Origin of the sequence: Flavobacterium sp. RHBU_24, from assembly GCF_046613695.1 — a bacterium.
Taxonomy (GTDB): Bacteria; Bacteroidota; Bacteroidia; order Flavobacteriales; family Flavobacteriaceae; genus Flavobacterium.
Genome location: NZ_JBKJHD010000025.1, coordinates 1 through 14,706 on the forward strand (window position 1 = coordinate 1; position 14,706 = coordinate 14,706).

At 42.5% G+C, this 14,706-nt stretch carries 9 protein-coding genes and 1 pseudogene; 3 read left to right on the forward strand and 7 right to left on the reverse strand.

Features of this window, described 5'->3' with window-relative positions; translation table 11 throughout:
• The 3 genes and pseudogenes from ACLI09_RS16845 to ACLI09_RS16855 all read right to left on the reverse strand — a co-directional run.
• Nucleotides 1-5,775 (reverse strand): annotated as a pseudogene (locus ACLI09_RS16845) (hypothetical protein); the annotation flags it as partial.
• A 448-nt stretch (nucleotides 5,776-6,223) separates the two neighbouring features.
• Entirely contained in the window at nucleotides 6,224-7,414 is a 1,191-nt protein-coding gene (locus ACLI09_RS16850) for a vWA domain-containing protein (protein WP_411420816.1), read from the reverse strand.
• Between the two features lie 24 nt (nucleotides 7,415-7,438).
• The gene (locus tag ACLI09_RS16855; RefSeq protein ID WP_411420817.1) at nucleotides 7,439-8,230 is read right to left on the reverse strand and encodes an SIMPL domain-containing protein; all 792 of its coding nucleotides are present in this window, start codon (nucleotides 8,228-8,230) and stop codon (nucleotides 7,439-7,441) included.
• A 150-nt stretch (nucleotides 8,231-8,380) separates the two neighbouring features.
• Here ACLI09_RS16855 and ACLI09_RS16860 point away from each other — a divergent pair, with 150 nt between their 5' ends.
• Together ACLI09_RS16860 and ACLI09_RS16865 are read left to right on the forward strand one after the other, a co-directional pair.
• Nucleotides 8,381-10,201, forward strand: a complete 1,821-nt coding sequence (locus ACLI09_RS16860; protein WP_411420818.1) for a histidine kinase — start codon at nucleotides 8,381-8,383, stop codon at nucleotides 10,199-10,201.
• Nucleotides 10,198-10,947, forward strand: a complete 750-nt coding sequence (locus ACLI09_RS16865; RefSeq protein WP_411420819.1) for a LytR/AlgR family response regulator transcription factor — start codon at nucleotides 10,198-10,200, stop codon at nucleotides 10,945-10,947. The genes ACLI09_RS16860 and ACLI09_RS16865 overlap by 4 nt, the downstream gene beginning before the upstream one ends.
• Before the next feature lie 212 nt (nucleotides 10,948-11,159).
• On the opposite strand, the gene ACLI09_RS16870 is transcribed toward ACLI09_RS16865, so the two are convergent.
• The 3 genes from ACLI09_RS16870 to ACLI09_RS16880 are packed head-to-tail and all read right to left on the reverse strand — an operon-like array spanning nucleotide 11,160 to nucleotide 12,858.
• Complete coding sequence (locus tag ACLI09_RS16870) at nucleotides 11,160-11,597, reverse strand: DUF6526 family protein (RefSeq protein WP_411420820.1); 438 nt, start codon at nucleotides 11,595-11,597, stop codon at nucleotides 11,160-11,162.
• A 3-nt stretch (nucleotides 11,598-11,600) separates the two neighbouring features.
• The gene (locus tag ACLI09_RS16875) at nucleotides 11,601-12,161 is read right to left on the reverse strand and encodes a YdeI/OmpD-associated family protein (RefSeq protein WP_411420821.1); all 561 of its coding nucleotides are present in this window, start codon (nucleotides 12,159-12,161) and stop codon (nucleotides 11,601-11,603) included.
• A gap of 1 nt (nucleotide 12,162) precedes the next feature.
• A complete protein-coding gene (locus ACLI09_RS16880) occupies nucleotides 12,163-12,858 on the reverse strand; it encodes an HAD family hydrolase (protein ID WP_411420822.1) in 696 nt (231 codons plus the stop codon).
• Nucleotides 12,859-13,058: 200 nt separating this feature from the next.
• Between ACLI09_RS16880 and ACLI09_RS16885 the strand changes: the two genes are divergently transcribed.
• Nucleotides 13,059-14,297, forward strand: coding sequence for a DUF1036 domain-containing protein (locus ACLI09_RS16885; RefSeq protein WP_411420823.1), 1,239 nt, complete (start codon nucleotides 13,059-13,061; stop codon nucleotides 14,295-14,297).
• Here ACLI09_RS16885 and ACLI09_RS16890 read toward each other — a convergent pair whose 3' ends face one another.
• Nucleotides 14,298-14,696, reverse strand: a complete 399-nt coding sequence (locus tag ACLI09_RS16890) for a GNAT family N-acetyltransferase (protein WP_411420824.1) — start codon at nucleotides 14,694-14,696, stop codon at nucleotides 14,298-14,300.
• Between the last annotated feature and the right edge of the window lie 10 nt (nucleotides 14,697-14,706).

The window sequence follows — 14,706 nt, forward strand, 5'->3', positions numbered from 1 at the left end:
ATAACCCTGTACATACGCGGTGCCGTTGAAGGCATAGTCATATATATAAAAACGGTTGTTAGAGGTGCCCATAGAGAACGTACGAAGCGTTTGGCCCGTTATTGGCGCAGACCACAGGGTGTAGTCCAGCCTGTAAAGCGGGTTACTCAGCTTATGGAACTCTATTTTACCGGTGTTATTATTTGCGGTAGCAGCGGTGCCCTGTACTATGGCGCCGTTGTTATTTACTATTATGTTAGGAGTACTTTGGCTGCTTGTAATGTTACTTTCCACCCTCAGGGTAGCGCCACTGTTTACGGTAAGCATAGCGCCGCTTGCAACAGTAAGATTATTAGCATATGCCGTACCCGAAGTTACAGTAAGGGTTTTTCCCGAAGGTATAGTAACACAGTCTGCCACTGTAGGTATACCCGCAGGAAACCAATCGGTGCCCACGCTTGCAGACCAGTCTGTACCTGTGCCTACAAAACGTTTCTTATAATTTTCTACAAGTTGCGATGCCGTTTTAGGGCAGGTACCTATGTTAGCCGTTGCTACATAAGCCTGGCTTCCGCTTGGTGCCGCATAAACCGTAGTAGCATTGCTGCCAGAATAAGCTGTTGTTAAAGCTGCATCAGTATACAGGCCTGTAGCAGGCGCCCATGTAATTACAGGCGTACCGCTAATCTTTACGTTATCTATTACCCAACCATAGTAATCAGTAGCACCGTTATAAGTGTACCTAAAACGTATTAAAAAATTAGTGTTGGTAAGATATTCCGCAAGATTAATGGTTTCTGACCTAAATAGTGCGGTAGCTGGGGCCGTACCCGGTGTAGATGATGCACTGGTAAACTGGCTTGCCCATGCAGTGTAACTGCTGGAGTCAAAGCGTACCGTAGTATTAGTAAGTGTACCTGATCCCTGGTAGGCGCTGGCAGGGAAAGGTGTCCAGTTAGCACCTCCGTTAGTAGAAAATTGCACTGTACCATAATCAGCACCAGCCTGGCTTGCACAAATATGATCAAAAGTAAGGGTAGCATTACCAGAATATTTGGTAAGGTCTATCGCCGATGTAAGTGTTGCTGTTGTGTTACCGTTTCCATAAGTACCACCATAACCTACCAAAGAAATAGCCCGCGTACCTTGTGTATAATATGACTCACTATAAATTGCACCATTATTTGTAGTAAGTGTAAACAGCGTGTTTGCATCATCATTTTCAAAACCTTCAGCTACAAGGTTAGCAACGTTGTTATTGCCTACAGTTAGTTCCACGTAATCAACATTACAGGCGTCTGCACCCGGAGGCGAGGTAACCCCTGAAACCGTAATCTGGTCAGGGCCTCCTTTTACCGTAGCGATTACCATCGTCCTTGCATCAGACTCGCAACTGCCATTATAAGCCGTTACATAATAAGTAGTAGTAAAGGTTAACGATGGTGTATTCCAGGTACCGGTTGTTGAAGTTGTATAGGTACCCCCCGATGCCGTGGTATACCAGCGGTATTCGGTAGCCCCGGTACCCACAGCCTGAAGTGTTACAGGGCCGGAACCACAACGCTCTCCATTTGTTACACTTGTTATTAGTGCGGTACATGGCACTTTTAGCACCACGTTATCAATAGCAGCTGCGGGCTGGAAACCATCTACGTCGTCATTGGTCCATTGAAAAACCAGGCGCATAGTGCTACCCGCAAACGAGCTTACATCAACCGCTGCATTTACATAATTTGTAAAACTTGACTGGTTACCAAAATATGTACCCACCTGTATCCTGCCTGAACCCGAAGTTATTTCTGTACCGGCTGTGGGAATATAGGTTACAGGAACTAACCATACGGTTAAATAATCGTACTGGTCTGTAGCATATACTTCGCCAAAAGCCTTCCAGTCGAAGGAAAGAGCAAGGTTTGTGGTACCCGCCGGGATAGTAATATCGCGGTAAACCTGTGTTACTGAAATTTCTGTTTCTGATTCATAGGTATTTGTAATACCTCCATCATCACTAATGTATAATGATTTAGACCCTCCGTTATTCACAGCAGTACCTATATACCATTTATTAAGCTGCGTGTCATTTACCATTGTCCAGTTCGCTGCGCCTTCAAAATTATCCACAAAATCGATAGTTCCCGGAACCTGGAGCGTTGTAAACGAACCACCACTAGCCCAAAGGCCTTTATCTGTTCCACAAACAGAACGAACCCACCAGTAGTATTTTGTATTAGTTGTTAACGATGTTAAAGATGCCGAATTTGTTGTTACAATATTTTCAGGGACAACAGCTGTAGCATCTAAAGGTGCCGTATTTGTTGTGCTATAGTAATATTCATAACCTGTAGATGGCACATTTACAGGGTTTGTCCAACCTATAGTTGCTGTCGTAACCGCAACCGATGTGCTTGTGTACCCACCTGAAGGCGAGGCACATGCCGGAGTTAAATCTAGTTTAAAATCATCTACTCCTAAGTACCACGGACTGCTTGTAGAGGTAACGCTAAGGCCAAAATAATAAGTAGCTGTAGTGGTAGGCGTAAAAGTGACGGTATACAACGTATAGCCTGCCGTACCTACTGAGCTCGTAATAAACGTACCAATGTTTGTGGCACCTGTAGCCGATGCGGTTGTGTTAGCCAGTACATCCCCTGTAAAACCCATATAGTCTGATGCAGTTCCATTAGTATTATAATAGAAACTAAAATCATAATGTGTTCCTGCTGTAAGTGCAAAGCCAGGCGTCCATAACGAACTTGCTACGGTATTGCTCCACGCAATGTTCATATAGTTAGGGGTTGTTTTAGGAAGATTGTAGGTAGTAGTGGCAGCATTAGCAGATGTCCATGCCTTTGTTCCTGTAACAGTACTCCAGCAGCCTGGCACAACACCAGAGCCTATCGTTGTCATTCCATCAAAATTTTCTGTCCATGGAAAAGATGTTACCTCAAGGCATGTCGTTAATATACTACCGGCTGCCCCTGAAGAATAGGTGTAGGTACTGTTATAGTTGGCAGCCTTCATTACTATTACAAAGCCCACAGTATAAGAATTGTTCGCATTAAGCCCGGTAACCGTTACCGATGTTCCTGTACCGTTATACACGTTATAAGCCAAAGCATCGCCCTGGTATACAGTACCTGATCCAAATGTGGTGCTTGCCATATATGTTGAAGGGTCTGCTGTAGGGGTACCCACTGTTACAGCCGTTGTACCTTGTTTTACAAAAACCAGCACAGTATGCCTGGTAGGGTCAAATGTACCGGGCAATGTCCAGTTTAGTGTAGCAGCATTAGTGCCAACTCCTGTATTTGAAGTTACAGTAACATTGCCAGGGCGGGTAGCATAGTTAAGCGCCGGTATGGTACCGTCGGTTTTATAATCTATAGCCGTGCCACTGTTAGTATACGGCACGTTTTTAAAATAATACATAGTACCTGCCGTACCACCCGCTAAAGATCCGGTTGTAGTGGCACCACCCGCAACTTTTATTACCGGGCTGGGCGTACTTAGATTAGCATTGGCAGCATCAGTGCCGTCTACCGGGGTTGCGGCCGGGTCTGTAGTACTGCCGGTAAGTTTGTAACCATCCGGGGTAACAGTTCCTGTGGCAGCTGTCCAGGTAAAGGTTACCTGGGCAGTAGTAGCAGCGCTTACTGCAAGATTAGTTACATAGTTTGTAGGCTCAAGTTTTAAGGTTGTAAAGGTGCCTGAAGAGGTCCAGGTACTGTTATTACCGGCACCACACAAGGAACGCACCCAAAAATAATGCTGTGTGCCTGCTGGCAATCCTGTAAGGCCCACCGACGTACCGGTTGTGGTAAGGGGTGAAGCTGGGCTTGTAGGCGCAGTATTTGTAGTGCTCACGTAATATTCATAGCTGGCGGGTGACGAAGTTGAAGCCGTCCAGGATATTGTTGCTGTACTTGTAGTAACCGCGCTTGAAACAGGTGCTGTAGCAGGCAAACATGAAGGTGTCAGGTCTACAGATATGTCATCAACATAAAGATTCCATTGGTCTGCCGCAGAATAAGCATTAAAACCTATGTAGTAAACACCTGTAGTTGCCGGGGTAAAATCAATGGTAGCAGTAGTTTGCGTTGTACTGGCAATATTTGTATGATTAGCAAGCTGTATCGTCATATCGGCTGCGGCTGCACCTGTACCATAAGCTACTTTTAGCTTTTCGGTAAGTGTTGTACCGGCTGAGCTGTATTTGTATATTAACCGGTATGAAGTACCGCCGGTAAGGCTAAGCCCCTGCGTAAAAAACCATGCATTTGCAGCATTGCTGCTATTGTAGGTGTACTGTAATACCTTGCCCGCAGGCGCACTTGAAGAACCTGTAGATGTTATCCAGTTATTGCCTGATCCCGCATTTTGTATTGTAGTACATGACGGTATGGCCGGTACCGTAACCGACTCAAAATTTAATGAATAAGGCACTGTTGTACTATTACATAACGTAGTAAAATTTAGAGGTGTACCGGCTGGGAAGTATGTTGTGCCCCCGCTATTGGTTGCATAGGCCCTATAATAATATGTAATACCCGGAGAAAGGCTGCTAAGGTTTGTGCCATATACCCCACTTGCGAGGTTGGCACTGGAAACCTGTGTCCCTGTCCCTGAAGTGAAAGTAGAACTGGTACTGTATTCTATACCATAAACAGTGGTAGTAGTACAGCCCGCAGTTACAGCGGAACCGGATATGGTAGTGGATGTAGTGGTGGTGCTTCCTGCAGTACCTGCCGCAGTTATTGTAGGTGCAGAATTAACACCAGCACCGGTTACGGCGACTGATATTGCAGTGGCGCCACCTCCTGATACGGGAATACTACCATTATAACTTTGTATACCGGTTGGTGTAAGCTTTACATATACCGTTTGGCTTAGGGTGCCTGATGATGGCGTTAACGCTAATGAAGAAGTATATGTACCACTTAATGTGGTACTAAATGTATAGCCTGTTAAGGGGCCTACCACCACATCTGCGGTTGTAAGGCTGCTTCCCGATAATGTAAATGAATTTGTAGCAGACGCATTTGTACATACATTACCAAATGTAGCAACAGACCCCACACTAATATTTGGAGTTCCTGCTGGTACGTAAGTAAGTGACACATCGTCTATTGCACCGTAACCATCCGGAGCTACATTATCGGCATTAAAAGTAAAGATAAGGTTCGTTGTTGTTCCGGCTAACGCATTGGGCAACGTTACCGTTTGTGCAGTAAAACTTGTGACATTTGCTATCGGGTATGGGCCAAATTGGAGCGCTGTGCCTGTACCGCTTGGTAAGCTCCCACTTGAAGGTGTTCCCGTAGAGGTATATACCGCTATATAGTCATAGGGGGTACCCGAAAAAACGTCTGCGGCTGCCTGTTTGTATTTAAATGATAATACAATATTTGTGGCGCCTACCGGTACTGTTATTGACCTGTAAATGTGTACCGTTCTGGTTGCACCAGAGGAGCCTACATTAGTAGCACTGTTGCCAATAAATGCACAACGGTTTCCCGTATAGCCAGTTTGGCCGGTACCTACGTACCAAACACGGTTTGTATTAGTAGGGTGATTTACCACCGTCCATCCGTTAGCAGCAAATGTAGTTCCGTTCTCAAATCCGCCATCGCCTGTAGGCGAAATAAGGGTTTGACCATAAGACTGTAAAAAGCCTAAGAGTAAAAATGCCCCTAAGAGCAAAAACCTGTTTTTAAAAACTGTAAGGCAGTTACTGCCAAACAACACATTTCCTGCAGGTGGTACTCCCACCAGCGCTTGTAAGTACTTTTCTTTCATGTTACAACTGTTAAGGAGCCAAATGTATAGATTAAACAAATATTCAACATAAGTGGCTAAATATTTACTGTTTTATAACATTAGGGCACCTAAAAAAACAAATGAAACATTTTGATAAGCTGCTAAAAATAAATTATTGAATTATATTTAATAATTTTCTTAAAAAACAAAAATAACAAATTGTTATATTTTAAATAAAATAATGTAAAATGTGCATATTTTAAAATAATTAGCGATGTAAGGCAAAAAAATCAGTTAAAATGCAATGTTATAATTATAATAATACTACTACAAAGAGAGAAAATTGTTGAAAAGTATTCAATTCTTAAACAAATGATGACAATTGTTAAAAACCTAGGGTGTGCATACCATACTTTAAAACAAAATCCCCTGCTTAATTTGAGCAAGGGACTTATAAATTGGTTGGCCGGTAAGATTGGTGGTTGGTTTATTTTTCTACACTGTATCCTTTTTGCTTTGCAAGCGTTTGTATAGAGGCGGTTATGGCATCACCCAAGTCTGCACCGGACTTATTCTTCTTGGCTTCGGCATTTATATATTCCTGGCGCTTTTTAGCAAGGGTAGCTATTTCGTGCTGTATCGCCTTACGTTCTGCCGCTTTTTGCTCCACATAAGCTTTTATCTGTGCCTCGGTTTTATTTTGCAATTCTTTGGGCAATTCTTCTTTCTTTAATTTTTTTACAGCTTCTTTATCTTCTTTAACCTTATCTACAAGATCCCAACTATCATTTTTGTAAACCTCTTTAGATTTGCTCACGGCACGCTCTGTGTAATTAGCGGTAGAGATACTTTCGGCATTGGCATCCTGTTGTACCTGCATCTGTTTTTTAACCTGTCCCTGAGCACCATAGTTTACATAGGTACTATTCATACGGACATTGCATTCGCTTATCTTATCATCATAAGGTGTATTAATATATTGAACCGCCTCGTTTGAATTTATGTTAAAAAATTTACCCTTGGCAAAGTCGGCTCCATCTTTCCAGAGCAGGCTTATACCCTCTTGCGCGTTGCCGCAAAAAATAGTGTTTACAAATATATCTTTTACCAGCGCATCCCTAATAGCCTCTTTATAATTAACGCCGCCCTGGTTAAAACCTTCGTTACCGGCTATATATACCAACTTCATATCCTTTTCGTCATTCCCCCAGGTAAGCTGGCGTGTGGCATCCTGTATTACAGCGCCGCAATATTCGCTGCCGCCGTTTGTACGCAGGGCAAAAAGTTTCTCTGAGATAAGGTCAAGGTCTGTAGTGAGCGGCGCCACCTGGCGGATGTAGTTGCTTTGCTGTGCCAGCCCGTCGTTACCATACTCATAAAGGGCTATTTGTATATCGGGCGTTTGCCCTGAATATTTTAAGGTAGTAAGCGTGTTTACGATATTCCACAGTCGCGATTTTGCCTGTTCAATAAGGCCGTCCATACTGTTAGAGGTATCAAGCAGCAATGCTACCTGTATCTTATTGGTTATAGGCACAGGTGGTACGGTTGGCACGTCGGCGGGATTGTTTGCCGCAATATAAAGCGGGTCAGTAGTGTCCTGTTCGGTATTTTTGCAGCCTGCAAAACTTATAGATGCACTCAATAAAAGTAATGGGTAAATATGTCTTCTTTTCATGATGGGTGGAATTTTAGAATGTTATTATTTTATTTTGAATTTTGCTTTTATCTCGTAGCGCACTTTTATTTCAGCCATGTTTTGTATGCCGGTATCATTACTTCCGCCCCTACTCATGCTTCCGGCATTAAGCACCACATTGCTCGATGTGCTTTGCTGCCTGTAGCCGCCATTTATGCCTCCATATATAAATCCGTTGTACCTGTCATAATAAGGATAGTTGCCTGTGCCGGTACTGCTAACCTCAGGCACCTCTACCACACTTATAATACCGTCAAGCTCCTCCCCTATGCTTTCCAGCAGATATTCGGCTTTATCCCGGGCGGCTTTTATGGCTTCAATTTTTACCTGTTTGCGGTATTTTAATATATCGGTGCTTTTAGAACTTACTATACTGAGGTTATCCAGCCATTTTTTTTCATTAAAATCTTTCATCAATGTCAGTATATCGGTATTTTGCTTTACAGTAAAGCGCACCACTTTTCTATCAGTCTGGTTTCTGTAGTAATACCACCAGTGCCACCAGTAATAATAAGAATATGAAGCATATATACCCGCGTTATCGGCCGTAAGCGCTTTAACGGGAACACCATTTTTTTCAAGCACAGCATAAAACTCTTTTTCCACCTCATCAACAGCAACCCATTTTTTGCCGTCGTGGTATTGCATAAGGTTAACTTCAAATTCTACCTCATCAGGCCTCAGGCTTATTTCGGCGCTGCCGTTTACTTCAATAAATTTGGTATTATCTGCCGGCTGCTGCGCATTGGCAAAAAGTGAACTAATAACAAATAAGAATAGTAACAGTTGTTTCATTGTTAATTGGTTATGATTACAAAGCAAATGTATGCGGCTTACTAAAACGGTTTTTGCAGAATGGGTAAAACGGATATTTCACTTGGTAAAAACCATAGGAAAACTGTTTTTAAATAATTTATTTTACATTTATAAAATCTTATACCCATTATGCGCTTAGCCCATACCATTGTAGCACTGTTTCTTTCTATGCTTATAGCCCCTCAGCTACAGGCTCAGGACACCATTAAGAAGAAACAAAAGGCGTATGAACAAAAGGTAATTGATGTAACAGCCGCCGGAAATGCGCTGCAAAACTCCCTGAAAAAAAATAGCAACATAGAAATAGCACCCGATTATGAAAGGCTGGCAGCCGGCTTTGAGGCTAAGGCCGATTATCCGCGCGCTGAAGAATATTATAAAAAGGCGCTTGAAGTATACACATCATTAAAAGACAAAAGTGCCATGGCACGCCTGAGCCGCAGTATTGCAAAAGTGCAGGAACAACAAAATAAACTGAATGCAGCTGCCCTAAACTATAAAGCTGCCGAAAAAATTAGCCCCGATGCTAAAAGTGAAGCCCTTAATTATAACGACTTTAACCGGTTAAAAAACAGCAGTAATACCGTAGAGCAGGATAAATATGTGCGTGGCAATATTAAACTGCTCGAAAATGATAAGGAAACGGAAGAGGCATCTGAAGCGTATGTAAAAAAAGCGGAGATAGACCTGAAAAGCAATAATACCAAAGAGGCCATTAAAAGCTATAAAAAAGCGATAACCTATGCCGATGAGCCTGAGAAAATAGTAATGATAAACAACAGCCTGAGCAAGGTACTGGTAGCCACAAGCAGGTATGACGATGCTATAGCCTCGACCAAGCGGTTGCTGGATACCGCCCGCGTTCACAACAACCTCAGTGCTCAGCTGGGCTACCTGCAAACGCTGTCTGATATTTATTTTGAAAAAGGAACACCAAACGAAGCAGTACCCGTACTTAAAGAAACCTACAAAATAGCGCTGAAATCGGGCAAGACAACTGCGGCTAAAAAGAGCCTTGAGGGCCTGGTAGGCTACTACAAATCAGTGGGGGATTCAAAAAGCATCACGCCACTATATGAACGCTTTTTTAATGAATTTGACAGCCTCATACAACACGACAGCACACTGGTCGATGCAAAAACCATTCAGGTTACCGAGCAAAAAATAAAACAGCTTGAAAAAGAAAAAGTACTTAAAGATGAGTTGATATCCCGTAAAAATATATTCAACTACTTCCTTTTGGGGTCATTAGTGTTATTATTATTTTTTGTGGGTACCATAGTAAAGGCGTTTTATGCAATAAAGAATAAAAACCGTGAAATTGCATTGCAGTCGCTACGCCGCGAAATGAACCCTCATTTTATATTTAACAGCCTTAACAGCGTAAACCATTTTATTTCGCAAAACAACGAGCTGCAGGCAAATAAGTACCTTACCTCTTACAGCTACCTGATGCGCAATGTAATGGAGAACTCTAACCGGGATTTTATCCTGCTGGGTAATGAAATAGAGCAGCTTAACAAGTACCTGCAGCTGGAACACATGCGCTTTGCAAATAAATTTGACTATACCATTACCGTAGACGAATCTCTTGATACAGATGCCCTGTATGTGCCAAACATGATTATACAGCCGCACCTGGAAAATGCTGTATGGCATGGCCTGCGCTATAAGGATGAGAAGGGTTGCCTAAAAGTGGCATTTTACCGCTCGGGCAGCAGCGTTATTGTGACCATTGAAGACAATGGTATAGGACTGGCCAAAAGCAGCGAATTAAAGACCGACAACCAAAAGATACACAAGTCAAGGGGGATAACAAATACCCGTGAGCGTATAGGGCTGCTGGGCGAACTCTATAAAAAGGAGATTACCTTTAGCATTGCCGAAAAGCAATTGCCCGAAACCGGTACCGTAGTACAGATAATATTCCCGCTTATTTATAGTATATGACAGGACTTCAAAAAATAAGGAGCGTAATTGTAGAAGATGAAGCCGCAGCCCGGGATGTGCTGCGTAACTACCTGCAAAAATACTGCCCCCAGGTAGAAATAGTGGGCGAAGCCCAAAACAGCCGTGAGGCGGTACCGCTACTGCACGAACTACAGCCGCAGCTGGTATTCCTGGATGTGGAGATGCCGTTTGGCAACGCGTTTGACGTGCTGGAGGCTTGCAGCGATTTACAGTTTGAAACCATATTTGTAACGGCATTTTCGCAGTATTCGCTAAGGGCACTGAACCAGAGCGCGGCCTATTACCTGCTTAAGCCCATAAGCATTGAGGAATTGATACTGGCCGTAAACAAAGTGCAGCAGCAAATAGTTAAAAGCGAGGCATTTAACCGCAATAAGATTATAGTAGAAAACTTTAGGGAAAGTACGCCGGGTAAGCAGCGCGTAATTTTACCAACCATGGAGGGTTTTGAAGTAGTAAAAATGGAAGAAATTGTCCGTCTTAAGGGTAATGGTAACTTTACCGACCTGTACCTTACCAATGGTACAAAAAAAATGGCGTGCCGTTTCCTGAAGCATTTTCACGAACTGCTACCCCTGCCATTTTTGCGTGTACATAAGTCACACATTATCAATCTTAATTTTGTAAAGCTTTATAATAAAGGCAGTTATATAACGCTCGAAGACGGCAGTGAAGTAGAAATATCCGTAACCTACAAAGATGATTTTTTAAAGAATTTTAAGTGAGGTTTATTTGGATATTTTTACCACAAAGTGCACAAAGATTTTCACAAGGGCCACAAAGCATAATAAATAAAACGTATTTTTAAATTATTACGTGCACAACGCTGGCACGTAAAGCTTTGTGTCCTTCCGCCAAAGGCGGCTAACTTTGTGAAAATCTTTGTGCACTTTGTGGTAAAATTTGAGGTGAAAAATAACTATTCTATATTAAAAAACTAAACCCTCCTGTAATCGCCCTTCCAGTTAACAATTGCTTTTTTAATAGCACCTGCCGAAAGACCCTCTGAAATAGCACGGTTTAGTAACGGCACAAATTCCTCATCGGATGCAAAGCGCAGGGCAAACAACTGGCCTTCTGTAAGTTGTTCTTCTAAAGGTTCTAAACGGTTACCAGTGATAACAAAATAACGGTAGCGCAGTTCGTGCAATACAAGCCGGTTTTGCAATGTAAGCGCATAGTGCTGGCGCAGCATATAACTAAGCCATGTAAGGCAGCCAAAGGCAAACCCTATAGCAAGCCATATTACACGTTCATCTTCCATACACCAGGCACGGCAGGCACATAAGCCCATCGCAACAAGCATAACCGGATAAAATATAAAGTGGTGCGGCACATACCAGCGTATGTGGTTACTGTAGTTTTGTGGTTTCATTATTTACGTTAATCGTTTGTTTTGGGCTGAGGCTTCTATAAGCTTTTCAAGGCGCTGCAATTTAGTCTTTTCCTGCTTTGCTGTAACTATCCTGTGCAGGATCTGTTTTTTATAGCCCGGTGGCTGGGCTTCAAAAAAAGTCCATGCTGGTTTATCTGCCTTAAAAATACTGAGTAACCCTTCCGGCAGTTCTGCTGTTTTTTCCTGTTCAAATGCATAGATCCTTGATTTTGCTTCCGTGCGTTTTCCAAACGCGGCCAGGCCAGCATCTTTCATGAGGCCGACTTTTGTTAGCTTTTCCACTTTCGCAATATTTACTGCACTCCATATACTGCCTGCTCTTCGGGGTGTAAAGCGTATGCTGTATGCTTCGCCATCTACAGTGCGCCGCACACCGTCTATCCAGCCGTAGCACACTGCCTGGTCTACAGATTCTGGCCAGGTCATGCTTTCCTTACCTGAGCCTACTTTATAAAAACCAACAAGTAGTTCGGTTTCCGATTTATAATTGTCCTCGAGCCATAGCCTGAAATCGTTTTGCGTTTTAAAAAAAGTCGGTTCCATATTAACCAATGCTTTCTATTACTTGTGTTACCTGGCGTATGTCGGTCAGGGGGCTAAAATTTGGGTGCACCACCTCATGGTCTATGCGCTCATGCGCCCAGGTGGTATGAAACGGGATATGGCAGGCATATCCACCTATCTCCAGCACAGGGAGCACATCACTGCGAAGCGAATTCCCTATCATCATCAGTTCATTAGGTTCTATCTCAAGGCGCTTCAACAACTTCTCATAGTTAACAGCCTCCTTATCCGCCATTACTTCGATATGGTGAAAATAAGGGCCCAGGCCGCTGTCGTGCAGCTTGCGCTGCTGGTCTTTAAGGTCGCCCTTAGTAGCTACTACCAGTTTATATTTGCCGTGAAGCTGTTTTAGGGTTTCTTCTACCCCATCAATAAGCTCTATAGGTTTTTGCAGCAGTTCTTTACCCAAATCGAGTATGCGGGTAATGTGTTTACTTGTAAGGGTACCGCCAGATATGCTTATGGCGGTCTCCACCAGGCTCAATATATAAGCCTTTATACCATAACCATATAACGGCAGGTTTTTAATTTGTATCCTGAAAACTTCTTTGCTAATGTTCTGGTGGCTAAGGTAGTCTTCCATCAATATGCAAAAAGCTTTCTCTGTTTCTTCAAAATAGGGTTCGTTTATAAAGAGCGTATCGTCAGCATCAAAGGCTATTACTTTTAGTTTCATAAGGCTTATATCAATTGCAAGATAAATATAAGGTTTTTTAACGAATACTAATGCATAGCCAGGACACAGGATATTACTTTATAGTAAAGCCTCACAAAAAACGGTAAAAGGTAAAAATAGTCGACACATAGCACAAATATGACTTCTGTTAAAATTAAACTAATTATTATATTGCCTTGTCCGAATAAACTACCCCAAAAATGAAACACTTACTGGTTATTGCAGCAGTGCTGTTGTTTTCTGAATCATCCGCCCAGGTTGTATTTGAAAACAAAGGCAGCATGAAAATACATGTTGCCATCGCGTATTTTAAAACCGGATCCGGATGGCTCTCCGAAGGATGGTTTACCCTAAAGCCCGGAAGCCGTGAAACGCTCTATGTACCACCGCCAGGGAGTAGCCAAAATTTTTATTATTGTGCTAATGTAGAAAAAAGCGATAGCTGGCTGCTTGGCGATGTAAGTTTTCAAATAAATAAGCTGCATGCTTATTTATTTGAAAATGCAGACCAGCCTTATATGGGCAATGATGTTAATATACAAAGCGTTAAATTTATTGAAAAAATAATTGACCCTTCGCGGGAAACTGTTATAACCCTGGATCCTGTAAACCTTACTTACCATAAGAAACGGCATGGTAAATGGCGCTTTTCGCTTGATAAGGAGGGTAATTTTGCCGAGATAAGCACTGATGGTGAATATTACCGGGAAATTAATTTTGATCAGGGCGAGCCCATAGGATGGTGCAGGGATTTTTATAAAAATGGCGCAATTAAAGCCGAATATAAGTTACTCAGCGAAAAGCCATTTGTATATGATGGGAAATGCACAGCATACAGGGAAAATGGCACTGTAGAACGTGAAACTGTTTACAGAAACGGCATACCTACCGAAGAAGTTGTTTTTGATGAGAGCGGGCAGCGCTTTGAGAAAAAGGCTACCTACTATGTTACTAAGATGCCTGTACAAAATATATTTCTTAACAGTACCACAGACGATTTTTATAAAAAGGGGCACTCTAAATCGCTTATCCCTGTAGAGCTGCCACCCAATACAGTAGAATGGTACTATGAATATGTAGTGTCGAAGGATGCCTCTATAGCTACCGAACTTTCTAAGAAATTTGACCTGGATGCACAGCTTGCACGTTACATGGCACAGCCGGCAGGACCCAACAATATTTTACTGAATACATTAAACCCGCCCATTGGAAACGATGTAGCCGACATTTACCTGATAGAACTGGAACACTGCGAAAATTTTATGAAAAATGGGCATATTGAATATTTCCCTGCAGGATCACGGCTCAATTACAAATCAGGTATTGTACAGGTAAAAGACCTTAAGATGAGCAAACCCTTTATTGGCGTAAAGAACAAGGATATTAATTATGGCATAAATATTTCATTGCAGGTGGTGGCCGTGGTTTCTAAGCTGTAATTAGCGCTTCCTGTTAATTATAAAGCCATTAGTTATTGTATCAAACCCCATTTTGGGGTAATATTCCATAGCGCCCGGTGCCGAAAGTAATATCAGTGTTACAGTATCACCCATTTTTTGCTGTGTAAGCGCTATTAATTTTTTACCAATACCACGCTGTTTATAATCGTCGTGTACTGCCAGGTCGCTCAGGTAGCAGCAATAGCAAAAATCGGTAAGCGAACGCGCCACACCCACAAGTTTATCATCATGCCATGCCGTAATAATGAGGTTAGAATTGCTGTACATTTCGGCAATGCGGTCTTCATCATCTATAGGCCGGTTTAGGCCGGAACTCTTATAAACTTCTATGACCTGCGCCGTATCGGGCATAACATCGGTTCGATAAATGATATCCATAACCCAATAA